The sequence below is a fragment of the Chryseobacterium phosphatilyticum genome, assembly GCF_002899825.2.
GTDB lineage: Bacteria > Bacteroidota > Bacteroidia > Flavobacteriales > Weeksellaceae > Chryseobacterium > Chryseobacterium phosphatilyticum.
Genome location: NZ_PPED02000001.1, coordinates 41,270 through 59,882 on the forward strand (window position 1 = coordinate 41,270; position 18,613 = coordinate 59,882).

Genomic DNA, 18,613 nt, shown 5'->3' on the forward strand with positions numbered 1-18,613 from the left:
AGAAATTAATTCTTTGTCAACTATTTTAATTTCTTCAGCAACTGTACTTCTTTTTGTAATTCTTCGATTTTTTTGCCTTGTTCCTGAACGGTCTGCACCAATAACGGAATCAGTTCATTATAGTTGACAGATTTGTATCCTTCGTTGTCTGTGCTTACGATGTTGGGAAGTATTTTTTCCACTTCCTGAGCGACAAGCCCATATTGGAGCTGTATATTTCCTCCTTTCTTTTTCCCGGTTTCATTCCAGAAGTAAGAGACAGGTCTCAGCTTTAATAATAATTGATCTGATGATTTTATGTCGGTAATATTTTGTTTAAGTCTTTCATCAGAATTGTAATCAATAGCACTGGCCCTTACAGTTCCTGCTACATCCAGTTTGGCAGAGGCGGAGGGAGTAGTGCCAATTCCAACACTTCCGTTTCCTGAAAAGACGAGATTTTTACCATTGAGGTCTACATTTCTTGCAGCGAGCGGGGTGGTAATGCTGCCGTCTGCAGTATACATATTGGAGTTGAGCCCTAAGCTTTCCCAATGGGTTCCGTTCCAGAAATAATATCCCGGTTGGGTAATCTTGGCAACTTTTGAAACAGGAGAGAGCGGAGCTGTGGTCGCATAGATCATGAGAGATTCTGTACCTGACTGCATACTGTTTGTCATCGCCTGGATCTGATCTCCAGTAAGTCGGGGAATCATCAAACCTTCTGTCTGTGAAGAGCCATCTGTTTTGGCGCTGATATCCAATGTAGCTTTGGGGTTTATGGTGTTGATCCCTATTTTACCTGCCTGAGAGTATATTGAAGAACTGATAGAGATCGTTCCGATAAGGCATAGAATGAACATTGCAGAATTATTCTTCTGCAAGAAGGTAGAGTTTTTCATAGTTTTTAATTGCTTATTATTTGAGTATAAATCAATCTCCTTAGTGTGAAAGTGAAGATTGTAGGAGGTTTTGTACGATGAGTTTGGATTTTTCTATTAATTCATTCGAGCGGTAAAGTTGACTGGTCAGAATGCAGCTCTCAAACAGAAGATAGAGGTGAGCTGCCAGAATATCATTTTTGAGGTCCTTATGAAAAGAATCTCTAAGCGTAGCTTTATGATCACGTATTATTTTGTGAATTTCGATTTTATCAACCGGTATTTCAGACATAATATTTAAAAAACTACATCCTCTGAAATCTTCCTTCTGATTCATATAGATCAAAAAATCAAATGATTTTAAAAACTTTTCTTCAAGAGTTTTTGCACCAGAGGTAAAATTTTCAAGCTCAGAAACCCAGTATTTAAATCTTTTATTAAAAAATTCGATGCACAGATCATCCTTCGATTTAAAGTGCTGGTAAAAACTGGCCTTTGAAACGTCTGCTTCTTCAATGATTTGGTTGATACCAGTGCTGTTGTAGCCTTGTTGATGAAAGAGTATCATCGAGGTGTTTAAAATTCTTTCGCGGGGTTTGGACATAAGGTTTTGGATTTGCAACAAATGTAAACAAAAAATGAACAGACTGGTATGTGTGTTAATAAAATCTTAAATGCAAATCATAATTGTTATATTTTGAGTAGAAAAACTTTCTCTGGTACCTTTAGGATATGGAAAATATTGATGTGGATTACACAAAGCCTCTTGCATAGTAAAGTTGTATGCAGAAAAATAATAATGTGAAAATCCAAACCACATAGGGATGATACCGAAAGTTTTCCTTCAGAATATAATGCAAAGCTTTTAATAGCTTAAACAGGCCGATTACCCCTATAATAATAAATAGTAAGAATACAATAAAAAAGGCATAGTCTCTTGTGCCGTAAGTCTCCAGCTTTTCGAGGTGTGCCAGATAACTTTGTACATCAATAGTCTGACCCAGAAACATTGCCGAAAGTATTAACAGGAAAAAAGGAGTCGAAGTATAGACTGTAGTATAGATAAAAGAAAACAAAAGGGTGCGAAAGGTGACCGTATTTACTTTTTCTCTTTTATACCATAATAATATAACGCTGAATAATACGGCAGTAAAATTATTCAATAAAAATATGAACAATGCTTTTTCTACCATAGTCAAACCTTTTATTTTTGATATGAAATTTTGTTGCCCGCTATAATCCATTAAAAGAATCGAAACAATAACCGAAGTATACACTGATAGTTTAATGGGAGATAAATAGTCCTGAAAACGTTCTGTTTCATCCTTTTCCATTTCATGTACAGAAAAATCATAACAACGTGCAGGTTGCTGAAATAATTTTAAAATAGTTACCGGAACCAATAAGACTTCAATAATAATCTGCAGACAAAGCTTCTCAAAGCTATCAATCAGTTTTTCAAACATATGGATCTGGTTTTAAGTAAGAAAGGAATTAGTTTACTATGCAATTTAAATAAATTTTAAATAGCTTCTCCAGATAAAATGTATGAAAATTAAAAGTATGAATTTAATAAAGAAAAATATTTATCAAATAAACTGGCCGGGAAAAAAATCCCGGCCAGTTTATTTTTATTTAGGTAGTCCTTTTTTTAAGGCTTCATGAGCTCTTTCAACAGCTTTTCTTTCCTTCCAGTCCATATATCTTTTTTTATAACGACCTTTCATGAAATTGTCAAAATTACGCTGTACGGCAAGATTCCAAAGGGAATGTGCTTTTACAGCCCAGCTTTTATCCCATGCTCTAAGAGAAATGGAGAAAGATCCGTCCAGATATTTCATCCAATGCCACCATCCGGTAGGCATAAATAAGGTATCACCATGCTCAAGGAAGCATTCAATTCCTTCAATACCATCCAAAGCGGGGAACTTTTCGAAATCCGGATTGGCTATATCGTAATCTTCCAGTGCGTAAGTCGCATAAGGTAGTTTATACAAACGTGTTTTCCATTTATATTCGAAAAGTAAAACATGCTTTCTACCATTAAAATGAGTATGGAATATATGAGGCATATCAATATCATAATGAAGGAAAGTGACAGAACCTTTCCCCCCAAAAAACATGCTCGGATATTTATCTAAAAAACCACCCATCAGATTCTTTGGCGGAATATAGTCATCCAATAATTTAGGAGCATATTTGATAGGATCAAAAAAGAAGATTCTAAGATCAGTAGGCTCGCGCTGAATAAGATCAACATAGTCAGCAAAAGGCATTTTGGTTGTTGGTGTATTGATAGGTGCTGCAGGATCAGCTTTCGCACTGTCATATAAAGGTACTTCTACATCGCCCACTACTTCTTTCATGTAATCCATTGTCCATTTCTGGTAAGCAGGCCATTTTCTAGCCATATTCTTGATAACCACTGGCTTACATGGTTTTAGATATTTTTCACGGAAGTCTTCTTGTGAAATGTCATCTACTACATCAATAGGTTTAAGGAGTATTCCCATTCGTTCAAATTATCAGGCTAAATTATTAAATATTTGTGACAAAAAATACAACGTATTTAAATTATTTGGAATTAATATAAATAAAATGGAAATTATACATAAGAGGTACTCAGTAATATCCTCCAGAGTAGTTTTATTTATCTGTTTTATTTGCGGTTGTTCTAGGCATTTTAATTAATACTTTTAAGAAATTACATCATAATCAATTCTTATATTTGATGTATGAAAAAAACAGGTATACTAGCAATATTTTTAGTCGTTTTCAGTAGTGGGTATGCACAAATGAAATCTTTATCTAAGCTGGAACCCGGGGTTTCGTATGAGCTGGCTCAGTTGAGAAAAAGTACATTAAGTGAAATTAAGTATGAGCTCAATCTGAAAATTCCGGAAAATAAATCAGAAAGAATTACAGGAACAGAGGTTATATTCTTTAACTATAAAAAACAGAATGATACTCCTTTGCAGATTGATTTTAAAGAAGAGCCTTCCTCTTTAATTTCTGTATCCGTAAACGGGCAGATCATAAACCCTGTTCTGGAAAACGAACATGTAATTATACATGGAAAATACCTGAAATCGGGAGCTAATAAGATTAACTTTAGCTTTGTTGCCGGAAATGGGGCATTAAACAGACGTGATGGATACCTGTATGCTTTATTTGTGCCGGATCGTGCCCGAACAATGTTTCCTTGTTTTGATCAGCCTGATCTGAAAGCAAATTATTCTTTAACCTTAACCATCCCTGAAAAATGGAGTGGTATTGCCAATGGAAAACTGAAAGAAACGAGTTCACAGCAAGGACTAAAAACGTTGAAGTTTGCTGAATCGGATCTGTTACCTACATACCTGTTTTCTTTTGCTGCAGGGGATTTTAAAAATTTCACTGAGAAAATCAGCGAACAGGACTCAAGGATGTTATATCGTGAAACCGATTCTGTGAAAATTAAAAACAGCATGGATTCTATTTTCAGCTTATACCGAAATTCGCTGGATTATTATGAAAAATGGACAGGTATTAAACATCCTTTTCAAAAGCATGGAATGGTGGTTATTCCCGATTTTCAATTTGGGGGAATGGAACATCCCGGAGCCATTTTATTTCAAAATTCCACTTTATTTTTAGATCAGAATGCTACCCAAAATCAATTGAATAACCGTTCCAACCTTATTGCGCATGAGGTAGCTCATCTTTGGTTCGGGGATATGGTTACAATGGATTGGTTTAACGATGTATGGATGAAGGAGGTATTTGCCAATTTTATGGCGGATAAAAGTACCGGAGCCTCTGCTGATAAAAGTGTTTATGATCTGAAGTTTTTAACGACGCATTTTCCTGCCGCTTATGGGGTAGATCGCACATTGGGAGCCAATCCGATCCGACAGGTTTTGGATAACCTGAAAAATGCAGGGATGATGTATGGCCCCATTATTTATAACAAGGCACCGATCATGATGCGCCAGCTCGAGTTACTGATCGGTGAAGAAAATTTTAAAAAGGGAGTAAGCGAATACCTTAAAAAATATACATACGGTAATGCAAGCTGGCCTGATTTGATTACCATTCTGGATAATCATACGCCGGAAGATTTACAAAGCTGGAATAAAGTATGGGTAAATGATCCGGGAAGACCGGTTATAGACTATACTATAAAATATAAAAACAATACCATTGATCGCTTTACCCTTTCTCAGCATCCTGAATATGGAAAAGAGCAAAAGGTATGGCCACAGGAATTTCAGCTAAGCTTATTCTATGCGGATAAGGTAGAAAAAGTTAATGTTAAACTGACGGGAAAACAGCAGGAAGTTTCCGGATTAAAAGGAAAAATAAAACCTCTTTTCATCCTGCAAAACTCATCAGGAGTAGGATATGGGGTATTTGGTCTGGATAATGGGATGCTGTCTCACTTTTCTTTAATAAAAGATCCGGTAAGTCGTGCCAGCGCCTACATTTCACTGTATGAGAATATGTTGAACGGTTCAGGGGTTACTCCGCTAGATTTATTCCATTTTTTTGCAGGGCAACTGCCAAAAGAAGATACAGAACTGAACCTTCGTTTGATGACGAGCTATATTTCTACCATTTATTGGGAGTTTTTACCAGAGGATATACGGTTAAAAGAATCTGAAAATATAGAAAATAAGGTATGGCAGGCATTACAGACACAAAAAGCTAAGAATAATAAGAAAATTCTTTTTGACAGCTATCAGGGAATTTTCCAGTCTCAAAAAGCATATGATAATCTGTACACGATCTGGAAATCTCAGACTGCACCACAAGATGTATCCCTTAATGACGAAGATTTTACAAGCCTTGCTCTTTCTCTATCGTTACGAAATTCTGGCAATAATGAGTTGATGCAGCAGCAATTGACCAGAATTAAAAACCCGGATCGTATCAGTCGTTTTAAAATTATCATGCAGGCAGCTTCTTCAGATCAAAAAATAAGGGATGATTTCTTCAATGGTCTTATACAAAAACAGAACAGAACGAATGAGTCTGCTGTAGGTGTTGCGCTTGGTTATTTGCATCATCCGCTAAGGCAAAATACTTCAATTCATTATCTTCCAAAGACCTTAGATTTGTTGCAGGAAATACAAAGAACCGGGGATATATTTTTCCCGGATAACTGGCTTCGTTCTACATTTAGCAGCTATCAAAATCCAAAAGCTCTTGAAGCAGTTAACCAGTTTCTTATGAAAAGCCCCGATTATAATCCTATTCTGAAAAATAAAATTTTGCAGGCTACTGATAATCTGAGAAGAGCACAGAAGCTGGTAAATAATTAAAAGTATGTATTAAGAGAAAACAAGATGAAGCATTATGCAGATGTAGATAATCATTACTTAGCAAAATATTTGGATGCTGATATATTAGATGGCTTTACAAGTTCGTGCTTCTTTTATGATAAAATGGAAGAATTCAAACTTACAGAAGTATTGGATATGGAAGGACATATTTTCTCTTTTTTATGGGAATACTCAGATAATACCTTATTAGAAAAGATAGATCAATGGAAGAGAGCGCTGAAAAGAAACCATATTGAGTTTCCTTCAGACGTGAAAATCAGAAATGAAAATTATTTATATTCAGGAAAGAAAGTGTATTTAGACATCATTGAAACTGATTTTAAAACTGCAGACAAATCATTTAAAGACTTTTCGGCTTTTAACGTTGCTAAAAATTTAACGCAGTTCATTGTAGATAAAAGCATGCATATAGACAAGCTGAATTTAAATTTTCTGGATGCTGATGATCCTTTAACCCGATTCAAAAACTGTATAAAATTGGTGGATTCCAGATGGTTACGGGCCATTGTTTTAAATGGGTACCATCACGGGGGAGATCTGATAAAAATATTCATTCACAAGAAAGAAGAACGGTTTTTACCTAAACATGACCCACTTGAATATGAGATTTTTGAAAATATACATGTTGCAAACTCCCTCAGTTGGATGTAATTGTATGGAATAAGGAAAATGGATTTTCATGAAAGCATGATGTGAAAATTGAAAACAAATTATTGGCCTATGTTTGAATATAAAGGTTGGATTACGTTGGAATTTGATCCATATGAAGAAGATCTTTTGAAGTTGAAAGAACAGGTCTCTCTTCTGGAGAAACATCTCAATAATGTAGATCCAAAGCTTCCTCTTAATAATTTAAGTATCTATTTCTTTTTATAGGAATGTAATTTAAAATAAATCATTTTCGGCTTAAAATTTCCCTTGCTTTTTCTGTTATTTAATAATATTATTCCCAGCCAGCAGCTCCTTATTTCTCAGAAAATGGCTATCTTCGGCTTCATAAAAAAATGATATGCAAGTATATGAAGGGATTTCTGTGGGGTTGTATCTGTTGTTAATGATAGGTATAGGCATATATTCTTATAGAAAATCAACAAGTAATTCAGAAGAATTTTTAATTGGAGGGCGGAAAATGGGCGCTGCAGTTACAGCATTGTCTGCAGGGGCAGCCGATATGAGCGGATGGCTGCTCATGGGGGTGCCGGGAGCCATGTATTTATCCGGAATTTCCAGCTCATGGATTGCGATTGGTTTAACAATCGGGGCTTTTCTCAACTACATTATCGTAGCTCCCAGGCTGAGGATTTATACCGAAGTTGCCCAGAACGCCATTACATTACCCGTATTTTTCGAGAACAGATTTAAAAACAAAAACCATCTCCTGAAGATCACTTCTTCTATTTTTATTCTGGTATTTTTTACCCTTTACACTTCAGCAGGAATGGTATCCGGAGGAAAACTGTTTGAATCAGCCTTCGGAATGGATTATACCGTAGGATTACTGTTAACAAGTTTAGTAGTGGTTTTATATACCTTTTTGGGTGGATTTCTAGCGGTAAGTCTTACGGACTTTGTACAGGGAACCATTATGGTATTGGCTTTGGTGATTGTTCCTATCGTTGCTATTATTCAGATTGGAGGAGTAGGAGAAACTTTATCATTAATTGAAGCGAAAGATCCCAAATATCTGGATTTATTCAGAGGAACGACTACCGTAAGTATTGTGTCTTTATTAGCCTGGGGATTGGGGTACTGTGGACAGCCGCACATCCTGGTTCGTTTTATGGCGATTGATAAACCTAAAGATCTGGTGAAAGCAAGGCGAATCGGAATTACATGGATGATTTTCACCGTTGCCGGAGCCTTAGCTATAGGTCTGGTAGGAATTGCTTACCTGCAAAAGTTTGACATGGAAACTATGATGAAATTCGATGGTTCAAAAACAGAAGCAGAGACCATTTTTATTTATTTCTCCCGTATTTTATTCCATCCGTTTATTGCGGGATTCCTGCTTACTGCAATTCTGGCTGCTGTAATGAGTACTATTTCATCCCAGTTATTGGTGACTTCAAGTTCATTAACCGAAGATATTTATAAAGCTTTCCTGAATAAAAGTGCAACACCCAAACAATTACTGATCGCGAGTAGATTATCTGTTTTACTGGTTGCTGTGATTGCTGTTCTTTTATCTTTGGACCCTAAAGACAGTATTCTTAATCTGGTAGGAAATGCCTGGGCAGGTTTTGGTTCCGCATTCGGGCCGTTGATTCTTCTTTCTCTTTTATGGAAGAAAACAACCTGGCAGGGAGGTCTTGCAGGAATGTTAGTAGGAGGAATAACCGTACTGGCATGGGTATATCTTCAGCATCCATTGAAAGACTGGTATGAAATCATTCCGGGATTCATGCTTTCTCTATTGACCAATATTGTAGTTTCATCATTCACCTATCAACCTGATGCGGTGATTGAAAGCGAATTTAATGAGATGAATAAGATAATGCAGGAATAATAATCAAACAATTTCTATTAAAAAACAAGATAAAACCCAACCCTCGCTCATCGCGAGGGTTGGGTTTTTTATACAATTATTTTTGTCCATTAGATAAGCTTGATCCGTTCTTCATACCTCGAAAATTTTTAAGGTATTTCAATCTGACGAACGTTCTTTATTAATCAGGATACAATAAGGTACAAAGTCTGTCATAGTGAATATCCAGTCGGATGCTATGATATTTAATTTTTTATTATTATGACCTTTCAACCAATCCATGAATTTTGGATTGGTTTCTTCAGCCAGAGATTGTAAAGAACCTGGTTTTCCGTTAAAAGGAATGACTCCGTCTTTAATCATGTTGGTATCAGGAGTTAATTGACCATGTAAATAAAAGAAGGTGTCTTTGTCAAAATTTTCCAGTTCATTATTCAGGTTTGTAATGAGTTCATCTATTGTGGTTGCTCCATAGTAAGGTGAGCAAAGGTTTTCTTCTTTCCATAAGAATGGGTAATTATCACAGGTAGAGTCATCCTTATAAAACACCAGTAGTTGCTGGTCTGCTTCCCAAAGTTGACCAACAGTGATGTTACATCCCTGACTTGAATTGGTCATTTTGCTCCCGAAAGCATCAGATAATAAGGTTGCCATTTTTTTGTTAAGTGAATCATCAAACTCATACAAATGATTAAAATCCAGAATGATAATTTCCTTAGGATTACTGGCGATAAATCTTTTAACATCATTCAAAACATCCTGTATCGGGACGCTATAAAGACTATGGCTTAGCCAGATATCTCCATTTCTGTTGGAAAGCCGAAGATCCAGATATCTGATACCTCCCATTAATTGTGTGTAGATATTATAACCCTGTGCCTTTGACCATAAACTGGCAATGGCTCCGATGCTTAAGTAAGGAATTGATCCTGCCCAGTCCCGAATTTTTTTTAACCAATCAGGTAAATCCTTTTCAGGGCTGAAAGAGGATAGTGGAGTAATACCATATGAAGCAGAATCATGAGTTCCCGGTATTAGCATTTGCTTAAGCTGCATACTTTCAATGGCCGTGCTCATTTCTTCCATCCATTTGTTTCTTTTTATAGAAAATGCACCCAATTCAGAAGTTCCAACAGCATATCCGTTACTGCCAATATATAGATTGGTTTGATTTGGTCCCATAGATAAACGAACTTCATTAACTCCCAGTCCTGGTAAATTATTGGTTGTAATGATCTCGCCATTATTGGGATCAATCTGACTTACCCGTCCTGCTGATCCGGCATAAATAAAACCATCGTTGGCAGTAATCATATTAACGATATTTCCATTGGCTTCAGGTAAAGGAGTTGTCCATTGTAATGTATTTACATTGTTAACATCCATTGAAACAATATTCCCATTAATGCCTCCAAACAATTCCGTACAGTCCTGCGATAAAGCAAGACGTACTTCATGATTACCCATTCCCGGTAAATTATTGGTTTCAATAATATCACCGTTCAAAAGATTTATAGAATTGATGAAACCATTAGTACCTATATAAACTCTATCTTTTATAACCAATACATTTACGATCTCTTCCCCTTGTCCGCTTAAGCCATTTTTCCAAATAGGGTCTTTGGAGATTGCGGATGCATCAAGACATACTACATTTCCATTTATTCCGGCTATAAGATATTTCTCATCTTCAGACAAAGCAAGTCGTACTTCATGATTACCCATTCCTGGTAATGAATTTTTTGAAATAATACTTCCGTCTGTAATGCTCATGGTGTTTACATATCCGCCTGTAGCACTATAGATATATTGAGAGCTTGCCACTAATGATACAACTCCGGTGTCTTCTCCTTTCAGATTATTTTTCCACAGAGTGGTGCTGATATTATTGGCGTCAAGAGCAATTACATTTCCGTAGGTTCCAATAATGAGTTGATCTTTTTTTTCAGAAATGACCATTCGGATTTCATGTTGCTCCATACCAGTCAGATCATTTTTGTTAATAAGAGTTCCAAAATGCGGATCTAACTGGAAAACGTACCCATTACTTGCTACATAAATGTAACCATTGGCACTTAAAATACTAACTGTTTCATAGCCGGTTCCCGGTAAAGAGTACTGCCAATCCGTTTTGATGAAATTGTCTTTTAATACAATTTCTAGTGTGTTGGTTTCCATGATTTTTAGTTTTAATTAGATGATTGTTTTAATGATTTGATTATTGTATAAATTTAATTAATTAAATCATTATGTAGTGATTATTTATTTTTAATTAACTTTATGTTGTGAAAATGTTAACAATTTTCGTTTATGGTTTGTGTATTTAAACTTTATGTAAAGTGTTATTGAACTCATTAGTATACCTGATATGCTTGCCCAAATCACATTTTTAATTCCATAATGGTTGATCCAGTAGCCTCCAACTAGAGTTCCTGCGGTCACAGCAAAATTTCCGCAAGAAGTAAAAATACTATTGATAAATTCTGATGATCCTTCAACAGAGGTAACATTGATATTGCTGATGAGAAAACCTCCTGAATGAACAAGCCCCCAGATCCCTGTAATCCATATCATAGGTAACAACAAAGTTCCACAACAATACACTAATAAATGGATTCCTGCCAGAAGAGTAAGGAAAATAAATGTGGTTAAAAACGGAAACCGGCTCATATATTTTCCTGCAATTTTATTTCCTGCAATACCTACACCTCCAAATAAAAAAAGCATCATACTAATCTGTTTACCGTCTATTCCGGTCACATTCTTAAGGAAGTCAGCCATATATCCATAGGTGGAGTACATCGAAGCAATGATAAAAAAGGCAAGAAATAAATTTATCCATACTATTTTATATTTAAATATGTTAGAGTCAAAGCTGATGGGTGGCTCGGTTCCTTTCTCAATTTTGGGTAAAAATAACTGAACTCCCAGTAATGCCACAATATTAAGCAATGCGGTAAGCAGAAAGGAAGCTCTCCAGGAAAAGAAATCAGACATTAAGGTAGCCAATGGAACTCCCAGAACGGTGGCCAGAGTAAGGCCTGAAAAAATAATACTGACTGCTTTTGATTTGTTTTCGGGAGTAGACGTTTTCTCGGCTATGGATAAATAAATAGACCAGTATACCGGATGGAAAAATGCCGGGATCATCCTGATAATAAGCAATAGATAAAAATTGTTACTATAAGCTGAAAGTATGTTGGCCACCGCAAAAACAAACAGGGATACAATCAGAAGATTTTTTCTTTTAAAAGGTGAAAATAAAGCGACCATAAAAGGGCCAAAGATGGCAACAATCAAAGCAAATGCGCTTAGTAGCCAACCTGCTTTTTCAATGTTCACATGGAATGCAGTGGCAATTTCAGGTAATACTCCGATGACTCCGAATTCCGTAGTCGTTATTCCAAAAACGCCTAAAGCAAGTACATGCAGATTTCTGTTCTGATTCATAATTTTTTGTGCAAATTTGCAAAATGAACTATCAGGAAACTATATACTTACCTTTTGGTTCTATACTCACCTTTTTGAAAGTGTATTTATAAAAAACAGTATTATGCCTCAATTTTTTCACGATAAAAGACTTTATTATACCCCCATTGAATTTGGATTAAGCCATATTGGAGGTACCTGGAAAATGCCTATTCTATGGAGGTTACAGGAAAAACCACTCCGTTTCAGCGAGTTGAAAAAGGACATCCCGCACATCACCGATAAGATGCTGACCAGCCAGCTGCGTGAGCTGGAAGCTAAAGAGATGATCCATCGTGAAGTATTTCCTGTTGTTCCTCCAAAAGTAGAATACAGTTTGACCGAAAAAGGAAAAAAATCTATTCCTGTTATAGAAACCATTATGCAGTTCGGATATGATCTGATGAAAGACGAAGGAATTGTTTTTCCACCCAAAGAATAATAGCAGTTTAATTGCCTGCTAAGTGAAAGCTTTTTCTTACCTTCACCATAGTTTGATCATAAAAATTCTATTTGAAGAGTATGAAGCTGAAATTAGGAATATTAGACCAATCGCCCGTTGTGATGGGAGATGATGCCGCATCAGCATTAACAAATAGTATTAATCTTGCTTTATTTGCTGAAGAAGCAGGGTATTATAGCCTGATGTATGCCGAACATCATGGGGTAGAAGCATATGGCAGCTCCAGTCCTGAACTTTTAGCCGCTGTTGTTCTCAGTAAAACAAAAACAATACAAGTGGGTACTGCCGGAATTATGATGCGAAATTATTCCGCGTACAAAATAGCTGAATGGACTAAGTTTCTCGGGACATTGTACCCAGAGCGTTTCATACTCGGACTAGGAAAGGCTCCCGGAGGATTAAAAGATGCCATAATGGCTCTGAACAGCCATAAACCAGTTGTTTTATCCAATATGGAAACCAAATTGGAAGAAATTATCCATCACATTAAGGAAGAAAATGAATTGTATGGAGGCCTTATTGCACAACCTGCTCACCTCAAAGATCTGCCTCAAATTGTTTGGCTCGGCTCAGGGATGACATCTGCCCGGGAAGCTGCCAAACATGGAGTAGGGTATTCTTTTGCAGCTTTCATGAACAATGAGAATGGTGTTGAATATACCCAAACGTACCTCAGGGAGTTTGATACCAATCAATATACGTCTTCCCCTTCTTTGCAAGTTGCTGTTGCTGTTTCGGTCGCTGATCATATTGAAACTGCCAGACATAATGCCTACGGGATGGCCTATCAATTTTTGCAGTCGAGGCAATTGGTAAGTCCCGAAGCCGTACTTCCTGCTGAAATTGTAGAACAAAGAGTACTGGGAACCGACTCTGAAGAAGAATTTTTTACTATCTTAGACAGAATTATCATAGAGACCCCACAATCTGTCTCCCGAAGATTGCAACAGGTGTCGGAAAAATATAATACGGACAATGTTCTGATATTGTGTAATATGCATCGGGAAGAAAACCGCATTAATACTTATAAAAGTATTATCAAAAATAATAAATAGCTCCTCAAAAATCACGAAAATAGGATTGAACTCATGATTTCAGAGGGATTATTTTTTTCAACAATAATCTAATCTTACTACTTGAAATGATGTCAAAATTATATGTTCTGACCGGTGGTCCAGGTGCAGGAAAAACAAGTCTTTTGAATGAATTGGAAAAAAAAGGATTTGTAACTGTTCCTGAAGATGGCAGAAGAATTATCAGGGAACAAATAGCTATTAATGGAGATGCTTTGCCCTGGATGGATAAAGAAAAATTTGCAGGTCTTATGCTTGAAGCTTCTGTCAATGCCTATCAGAAAATGAGTGAAATTCCGGGAGAGAAAACTGTTTTTTTTGACCGTGGGATTTTGGATGTCATTGGCTATCTCAGGTTGGAAAAAATTCCTGTTCCCGAAGATCTTGAAATGAAAGCCGGCGAAATGGTATATCACAACCATGTTTTCATCCTTCCTCCCTGGGAAGAAATTTATGTAAATGACCCGGAAAGAAAACAAACACCAGATATTGCAATTTCTACATTTAATTGCATGAAAACTGTTTATCTTGAATATGGTTATACTGTTATTGAAGTGCCGAAAATTTCTGTAACGCAAAGAGTTGAGTTTATTCTTGATATGATTCGTTAACCATTTATTATTTGTAATTTGGTAAGACTATTTTTAAAAACACCATCATGAACCTGAGAAAAATGAGTAAGGAAGATCTCTACAGTGTTATCAAACTGCTTGATCAGTTGGGATATCCTGATACAGAAAAGTTTTTGCCTCAGAAAATTAAAAACCTTCTGCAGGATCCTGACGAATATCTTACTGTAGCGGAAGGCCCGGATGAAAAAGTAATTGGATTTATATCCATACACATTATTCCGCAGATAGCATTGAAAGGTGATTTTGCAAGAATAAGTTATTTCTCTGTCGATGAAAATTACAGAAGTTCAGGGATTGGAAAACTTTTAGAAGAATATGCTGAAAAAATTGCCCGCGAAAGAAATTGTGACAGGATAGAACTGCATTGCAGCTTTACAAGAGAAAAAGCCCACCGTTTCTATGACAGGCAAGGCTATATTGAATCTCCTCAATATTTGATGAAAAAACTATGCTATGGTAAATGATCAACGGGCAAAAGAAATCATTAAACTGGCAGATTACGATTTGCAGGTAAGAGCTCAACTGGCTTCCGATGGAAAATTATCCGGAGGTTATCATCCTGAAATGGAAAGAGTACATCAAACTAATGCAAAACGATTACGTGAAATTATTGCAGAAATCGGTTTTCCTACGATATCGAAAATAGGAGCTCAGGCAAGTGATGCGGCATGGTTAATTATCCAGCATTCTATTGGTGAACCGGAATTTATGAAAGCATGTTATCAGATGATGGAAGAAAATAGTAATGACATTAACCCTATTCATAAGGCTTATTTGTATGACCGTATTCAGGTGTTTCAAAGTAAGCCTCAAAAATATGGTACACAGCTAACAGCCGAAGGCGTGTATCCTGTAGAAGATAAAGAAAAACTGAATCAGGAACGTGTAAGAATACATTTACCAGAACTATCAGTGCAAGAAATTAATAACATTCCGGATGCTAAAAATATTCCTGAAATTGATAGCCAAGATCAGGAATATAACAATTGGAGAAAAAAAGTAGGTTGGTTATAGGATATTCAGGAATGTAATTTTAAAAGCAGATAGATGCTTACATGGGTATTTTCAATTTTTTGCTGCTACTTCAACAGACTTGAAATCAATAATCCTGATATATATAACCCAATTCCGTATACCAAATGTGCCTGTAAACTGCGAAGTCGTGCTATAGAGGGATGAGGCAGCCTGGATGTGGCGATACCATATCCAAATGCAGGCTGCATTATAAGCTATGGTGCCAGAGTTGTGGCGAGTCCAATAACAACAGGTGGAAAAGCAGTTGGATGTATCAACCAGCTTTCACCCCAAGTAAATAATAATACATAGGCAAAAATAATTCCTATCGAATAATGGGCTATCCAGCCTAACGCCTTTTCGCCCTGAAGGCGAGAGGCTTGTATGATATTAGGATGGTTGAAAGTCCCTTTTTTAAAATGTCCTATCTACAGTAGTCTAAAGATGGAATGTTCCATATTTTCTTGATGACAAGAGCGTACAAATCCATAAAGACTGTCACTCCCGCACCAAGTAACACTGCATCAATTAACATGTTCATTTTTTTTATCTTTCCTTGATCTCAAACCGATTAATTTCTGTTCCAAAGCAGATTCTGAAAGAACTCCTGAACTTCGCCATACCTCTTCATTGTTTTTTAACACCACAAAGGTAGGTACAGATCTGATTCCGTATTTCACAGTTAATTCCTGTTGCGCTCGTCCACATTGACCTGGTGAACTTTTAGCCAGTCTTCCAATTTACTTCTAAAGTATTGACGACAGGCATCATCATTTCTTTCTGTCATTGTTCTAAAATTTATTAATACAAAATTAGAGAGGGCTTAAACCATTGAGGTGACACAAATCGGAGAGAAAACGGGGCAAATCAAAGAACTTGATGTAATAGAGAATTGAAAATTGAAAGTTGAAAATTAAATGAGTCTCTTTCAACTTTCAATTTTCAACTCATCAGCTAGGTTGTTTGTTTCAAAACCTCGCGGACTTCAATGTTTCCACCAATTTTAAAAATAGGATTTTCTTGAGCCATTTTTACTGCCTCATCTATAGATTCAGCTCTTACAATAATATATCCACTGATAAATTCCTTGATTTCAGTATAAGGTCCATCAGTGATGATATTGTTGGGTTTTACAGTTTTAGCTGTTTCCGGTGTGGGCAGAAGTGTATTTCCTTTATCGACCAGCTTATCTTGTGCGGCAATGCTGCCCAGCCAGTTCATCCGTTCCTGAATTTGTTCCGGAGTGGGTTTAAAATCTGAAATGTCTTTTAATCTGAAGATAAGTGCAAATTCTTTCATTGTAATTTTTTTTAAAATGACGATTCTACTTTTAAAATGGGGACAGCTTTTTCAATATAAATGTGAAATCTTATTCTGTTCAGTGTTTCCCGAGAAACTCTAAGATACGAAACAAATGCATAATCTTCAGGTGATGGAAATGTTCAGGGCACTTTTTTCACGTTCTAATATTCCAAATACTTTCCAGTGATCAAGTTCTACAAAAGCACCATCCAGATCTTCCTCTGTAGACAGGGATTCAAAAGTAGAAAAACACACAGAATCATCCTGAGTCAGAGGGCGAATGTCCTCATTATAGTTCAGGTTTAAAATTTCAACTTTTTCGTTTTCAGGGAAATAAAAAATATAATCTGCTCCGTACAAAAAGATATGTTGGCCTTTGAGAGTATTCATGAATTTTTCAAAATTAAGATTACTAAAGTCAACATGCTTTAAGTGTGAGGCCACTTTAGAATTGATAATAGCCCAATGATCTCCGGATGGAAATTCCAAAGTCATAATCTGAATGTCCTTCAATAGGCTTTTGTTTTTCTTTCAGGTCTTCCAGTTTAGCAATGTCCAGAAATCCGTTTCCGTGAGAATAGGAAATATTGTTCCAGTCTTCACAAAAAGATACAGGTGCATTATCCAGATAAAAATTTATAAAATCCTGCCCGTTATATAATTCTTTAATTTCAGATTGTTTCATTTCATTCTTATTCTTACAGAATATTCAGATCTTCTAAGATAGCTATATATTGTAATTTTTTACTTTACATCGTATCTATGGATACTATAGAAAAAGTATATCCCTGATTTGTAGTTCAGGGACTGTACTTTACTTAACCTGAAGGCAGATTATGTATTTTTAATCACTCAATAATGGCCTTGGGTCAAATAAGACTTTAAATGAATGAATCTTTCCTTCAATAATGTGATACCATCCCGAAGCCAGTAATGTTTTTTTTCCCATATCAATATGATACCACATGCAGATATCTTCTCCTGAAATAAAAGTCTTAAGAACTTCATACTTGAATTTCATCTTCTTCATATCGTCGATGTAGGTGGCAGCACTTTCTCTGTGGCCTAATACACCGGTAAATTTGAAATCAGAATCAAGACATTTTTCTGCCTGATCAAAATTTTCTTCATTTAAATATTGAATAAACAGTTCAGCTACATTTTGGGTTGTATTGTCCATAAGTATTTATTTTTATTAGAGACAAAATTAAAAGTTCAGAGAGTATTGCGCTTGTGATTATAGTCACAAAAATCACCCGATAGAAATTTTCTGAACATTAATGATAACAATAGGAGGTCTATGCAGATGTTGCTGAAAATCGGGGCGAAGTTTCAACAGTTGCTGATCGGGAGCTGGCTCTTCAATGTTTTTTAATACAAATCCTGCTTCCATGAGGTGATTGATAATGGTACTGAGTTGATGATGATATTTTTCTACATCCTTTACAAACCAGTTCTGTTTTCTGATCCCTTCCTCAGCATAATGATTGACCGGCCAATATTGTTCACCGTCTAATTCTTCCCATGGTCGTAATGCGGCTGTACATATCGGATGTTCCATCGAAAACAAAAATTGTCCTCCCGGTTTCAAACTTTTGAATATTTTAAGGAAAAGCATTTTTAAATCCTCAACATAATGAAGGGTCATAGAGCTGATGATCAGATCATATCTGTTTTTGCCAAAATCATAATCCTCTAATGCAGAACAGATCCAATCTACTTTGTGAGAAGAAATTCTTTCCCTGGCTTCCGAGAGCATTTTTTGTGAAATATCTAACCCTGTAATCTGTTGTGGATCGTGAAGAAGTAATGATTGAATCTGTTGTCCAAGACCACACCCCATATCAAGAATTGCTTTTCCCTGAACGGGTGTCATTAATTTTTTCATCACAGGTTGCTCCAGTAGCTCATTGAGTCCTTTATCTCCATCCCGGAGTGCTTTATAACCGATAAAAAAATCCGGATTATCATAAATGTTTTGTTTCATAAGAC

General features: G+C 36.1%; 21 protein-coding genes and 1 pseudogene. 9 read left to right on the top strand and 13 right to left on the bottom strand.

Annotation, left to right across the window (positions count from 1 at the left end):
* Positions 1–20: 20 nt before the first annotated feature.
* The 4 genes from C1631_RS00165 to C1631_RS00180 form a co-directional block, all read right to left on the bottom strand.
* On the bottom strand, positions 21–881 hold the full coding sequence (locus tag C1631_RS00165) for a tail fiber domain-containing protein (protein WP_109709624.1): 861 nt from the start codon (positions 879–881) through the stop codon (positions 21–23).
* Positions 882–921: 40 nt separating this feature from the next.
* Positions 922–1,464, bottom strand: coding sequence for a TetR/AcrR family transcriptional regulator (locus C1631_RS00170; protein WP_103247788.1), 543 nt, complete (start codon positions 1,462–1,464; stop codon positions 922–924).
* A 148-nt stretch (positions 1,465–1,612) separates the two neighbouring features.
* Positions 1,613–2,326 carry a hypothetical protein gene (locus tag C1631_RS00175; protein ID WP_103247787.1) on the bottom strand — a complete coding sequence of 238 codons (714 nt, stop codon included), beginning with the start codon at positions 2,324–2,326 and terminating at the stop codon, positions 1,613–1,615.
* Positions 2,327–2,491: 165 nt separating this feature from the next.
* A complete protein-coding gene (locus C1631_RS00180) occupies positions 2,492–3,373 on the bottom strand; it encodes a cupin-like domain-containing protein (protein WP_109709626.1) in 882 nt (293 codons plus the stop codon).
* 222 nt (positions 3,374–3,595) lie between these two features.
* Between C1631_RS00180 and C1631_RS00185 the strand changes: the two genes are divergently transcribed.
* From C1631_RS00185 to putP, 4 genes are all read left to right on the top strand, one after another.
* Positions 3,596–6,163 carry a M1 family aminopeptidase gene (locus tag C1631_RS00185; RefSeq protein WP_109709628.1) on the top strand — a complete coding sequence of 856 codons (2,568 nt, stop codon included), beginning with the start codon at positions 3,596–3,598 and terminating at the stop codon, positions 6,161–6,163.
* Between the two features lie 24 nt (positions 6,164–6,187).
* A complete protein-coding gene (locus C1631_RS00190; protein WP_109709630.1) occupies positions 6,188–6,835 on the top strand; it encodes a hypothetical protein in 648 nt (215 codons plus the stop codon).
* A 69-nt stretch (positions 6,836–6,904) separates the two neighbouring features.
* Positions 6,905–7,060: a hypothetical protein gene (locus tag C1631_RS23905; RefSeq protein ID WP_165828210.1), complete on the top strand. Its 156-nt coding sequence runs from the start codon at positions 6,905–6,907 to the stop codon at positions 7,058–7,060.
* 133 nt (positions 7,061–7,193) lie between these two features.
* Complete coding sequence (putP, locus tag C1631_RS00195) at positions 7,194–8,690, top strand: sodium/proline symporter PutP (RefSeq protein WP_109709631.1); 1,497 nt, start codon at positions 7,194–7,196, stop codon at positions 8,688–8,690.
* A 138-nt stretch (positions 8,691–8,828) separates the two neighbouring features.
* Here the strand turns inward: putP and C1631_RS00200 are convergent, their stop codons facing one another.
* Positions 8,829–10,847, bottom strand: coding sequence for a phosphatidylinositol-specific phospholipase C domain-containing protein (locus C1631_RS00200; RefSeq protein WP_109709633.1), 2,019 nt, complete (start codon positions 10,845–10,847; stop codon positions 8,829–8,831).
* A gap of 90 nt (positions 10,848–10,937) precedes the next feature.
* Positions 10,938–12,119 (bottom strand): MFS transporter, encoded by a 1,182-nt coding sequence (locus tag C1631_RS00205; protein ID WP_109709635.1) that lies wholly within the window; start codon positions 12,117–12,119, stop codon positions 10,938–10,940.
* A gap of 103 nt (positions 12,120–12,222) precedes the next feature.
* Here C1631_RS00205 and C1631_RS00210 point away from each other — a divergent pair, with 103 nt between their 5' ends.
* From C1631_RS00210 to C1631_RS00230, 5 genes are all read left to right on the top strand, one after another.
* The gene (locus C1631_RS00210) at positions 12,223–12,579 is read left to right on the top strand and encodes a winged helix-turn-helix transcriptional regulator (protein WP_109709637.1); all 357 of its coding nucleotides are present in this window, start codon (positions 12,223–12,225) and stop codon (positions 12,577–12,579) included.
* An 80-nt stretch (positions 12,580–12,659) separates the two neighbouring features.
* Positions 12,660–13,655, top strand: a complete 996-nt coding sequence (locus C1631_RS00215) for an MsnO8 family LLM class oxidoreductase (protein WP_103248277.1) — start codon at positions 12,660–12,662, stop codon at positions 13,653–13,655.
* Positions 13,656–13,741: 86 nt separating this feature from the next.
* Positions 13,742–14,284: an AAA family ATPase gene (locus C1631_RS00220; RefSeq protein ID WP_228440918.1), complete on the top strand. Its 543-nt coding sequence runs from the start codon at positions 13,742–13,744 to the stop codon at positions 14,282–14,284.
* A gap of 47 nt (positions 14,285–14,331) precedes the next feature.
* Positions 14,332–14,769 carry a GNAT family N-acetyltransferase gene (locus C1631_RS00225; protein ID WP_109709640.1) on the top strand — a complete coding sequence of 146 codons (438 nt, stop codon included), beginning with the start codon at positions 14,332–14,334 and terminating at the stop codon, positions 14,767–14,769.
* A complete protein-coding gene (locus tag C1631_RS00230; RefSeq protein ID WP_103248274.1) occupies positions 14,759–15,319 on the top strand; it encodes a DUF6624 domain-containing protein in 561 nt (186 codons plus the stop codon). Before C1631_RS00225 ends, C1631_RS00230 begins: the two co-directional genes overlap by 11 nt.
* Before the next feature lie 65 nt (positions 15,320–15,384).
* Here C1631_RS00230 and C1631_RS00235 read toward each other — a convergent pair.
* The 7 genes and pseudogenes from C1631_RS00235 to C1631_RS00260 all read right to left on the bottom strand — a co-directional run bounded on the left by C1631_RS00235 (position 15,385) and on the right by C1631_RS00260 (position 18,608).
* A pseudogene (locus C1631_RS00235) lies at positions 15,385–15,747 on the bottom strand (DUF2938 family protein).
* A gap of 96 nt (positions 15,748–15,843) precedes the next feature.
* Positions 15,844–15,999 carry a thioredoxin family protein gene (locus C1631_RS24305; protein WP_228440923.1) on the bottom strand — a complete coding sequence of 52 codons (156 nt, stop codon included), beginning with the start codon at positions 15,997–15,999 and terminating at the stop codon, positions 15,844–15,846.
* Between the two features lie 274 nt (positions 16,000–16,273).
* Positions 16,274–16,618 carry a YciI family protein gene (locus tag C1631_RS00240; protein WP_109709642.1) on the bottom strand — a complete coding sequence of 115 codons (345 nt, stop codon included), beginning with the start codon at positions 16,616–16,618 and terminating at the stop codon, positions 16,274–16,276.
* Between the two features lie 126 nt (positions 16,619–16,744).
* Positions 16,745–17,011: a hypothetical protein gene (locus tag C1631_RS00245; RefSeq protein WP_103248272.1), complete on the bottom strand. Its 267-nt coding sequence runs from the start codon at positions 17,009–17,011 to the stop codon at positions 16,745–16,747.
* A gap of 55 nt (positions 17,012–17,066) precedes the next feature.
* Positions 17,067–17,306, bottom strand: coding sequence for a hypothetical protein (locus tag C1631_RS00250; RefSeq protein ID WP_103248271.1), 240 nt, complete (start codon positions 17,304–17,306; stop codon positions 17,067–17,069).
* Between the two features lie 159 nt (positions 17,307–17,465).
* Positions 17,466–17,801, bottom strand: a complete 336-nt coding sequence (locus C1631_RS00255) for a nuclear transport factor 2 family protein (protein WP_109709644.1) — start codon at positions 17,799–17,801, stop codon at positions 17,466–17,468.
* Positions 17,802–17,873: 72 nt separating this feature from the next.
* On the bottom strand, positions 17,874–18,608 hold the full coding sequence (locus C1631_RS00260; RefSeq protein ID WP_109709646.1) for a class I SAM-dependent methyltransferase: 735 nt from the start codon (positions 18,606–18,608) through the stop codon (positions 17,874–17,876).
* Positions 18,609–18,613 lie beyond the last annotated feature (5 nt).

Coding starts and splice junctions, on each gene's coding strand:
- C1631_RS00255 (WP_109709644.1), bottom strand. CDS start 17,801: ATGGACAATACAACCCAAAATGTAGCTGAACTGTTTATTCAATATTTA.
- C1631_RS00215 (WP_103248277.1), top strand. CDS start 12,660: ATGAAGCTGAAATTAGGAATATTAGACCAATCGCCCGTTGTGATGGGA.
- putP (WP_109709631.1), top strand. CDS start 7,194: ATGCAAGTATATGAAGGGATTTCTGTGGGGTTGTATCTGTTGTTAATG.
- C1631_RS00180 (WP_109709626.1), bottom strand. CDS start 3,373: ATGGGAATACTCCTTAAACCTATTGATGTAGTAGATGACATTTCACAA.
- C1631_RS00170 (WP_103247788.1), bottom strand. CDS start 1,464: ATGTCCAAACCCCGCGAAAGAATTTTAAACACCTCGATGATACTCTTT.
- C1631_RS00245 (WP_103248272.1), bottom strand. CDS start 17,011: ATGAATACTCTCAAAGGCCAACATATCTTTTTGTACGGAGCAGATTAT.
- C1631_RS00220 (WP_228440918.1), top strand. CDS start 13,742: ATGATGTCAAAATTATATGTTCTGACCGGTGGTCCAGGTGCAGGAAAA.
- C1631_RS00175 (WP_103247787.1), bottom strand. CDS start 2,326: ATGTTTGAAAAACTGATTGATAGCTTTGAGAAGCTTTGTCTGCAGATT.
- C1631_RS00225 (WP_109709640.1), top strand. CDS start 14,332: ATGAACCTGAGAAAAATGAGTAAGGAAGATCTCTACAGTGTTATCAAA.
- C1631_RS00260 (WP_109709646.1), bottom strand. CDS start 18,608: ATGAAACAAAACATTTATGATAATCCGGATTTTTTTATCGGTTATAAA.
- C1631_RS00185 (WP_109709628.1), top strand. CDS start 3,596: ATGAAAAAAACAGGTATACTAGCAATATTTTTAGTCGTTTTCAGTAGT.
- C1631_RS23905 (WP_165828210.1), top strand. CDS start 6,905: ATGTTTGAATATAAAGGTTGGATTACGTTGGAATTTGATCCATATGAA.
- C1631_RS00210 (WP_109709637.1), top strand. CDS start 12,223: ATGCCTCAATTTTTTCACGATAAAAGACTTTATTATACCCCCATTGAA.
- C1631_RS00230 (WP_103248274.1), top strand. CDS start 14,759: ATGGTAAATGATCAACGGGCAAAAGAAATCATTAAACTGGCAGATTAC.
- C1631_RS00250 (WP_103248271.1), bottom strand. CDS start 17,306: ATGAAACAATCTGAAATTAAAGAATTATATAACGGGCAGGATTTTATA.
- C1631_RS00190 (WP_109709630.1), top strand. CDS start 6,188: ATGAAGCATTATGCAGATGTAGATAATCATTACTTAGCAAAATATTTG.
- C1631_RS00240 (WP_109709642.1), bottom strand. CDS start 16,618: ATGAAAGAATTTGCACTTATCTTCAGATTAAAAGACATTTCAGATTTT.
- C1631_RS00200 (WP_109709633.1), bottom strand. CDS start 10,847: ATGGAAACCAACACACTAGAAATTGTATTAAAAGACAATTTCATCAAA.
- C1631_RS00205 (WP_109709635.1), bottom strand. CDS start 12,119: ATGAATCAGAACAGAAATCTGCATGTACTTGCTTTAGGCGTTTTTGGA.
- C1631_RS00165 (WP_109709624.1), bottom strand. CDS start 881: ATGAAAAACTCTACCTTCTTGCAGAAGAATAATTCTGCAATGTTCATT.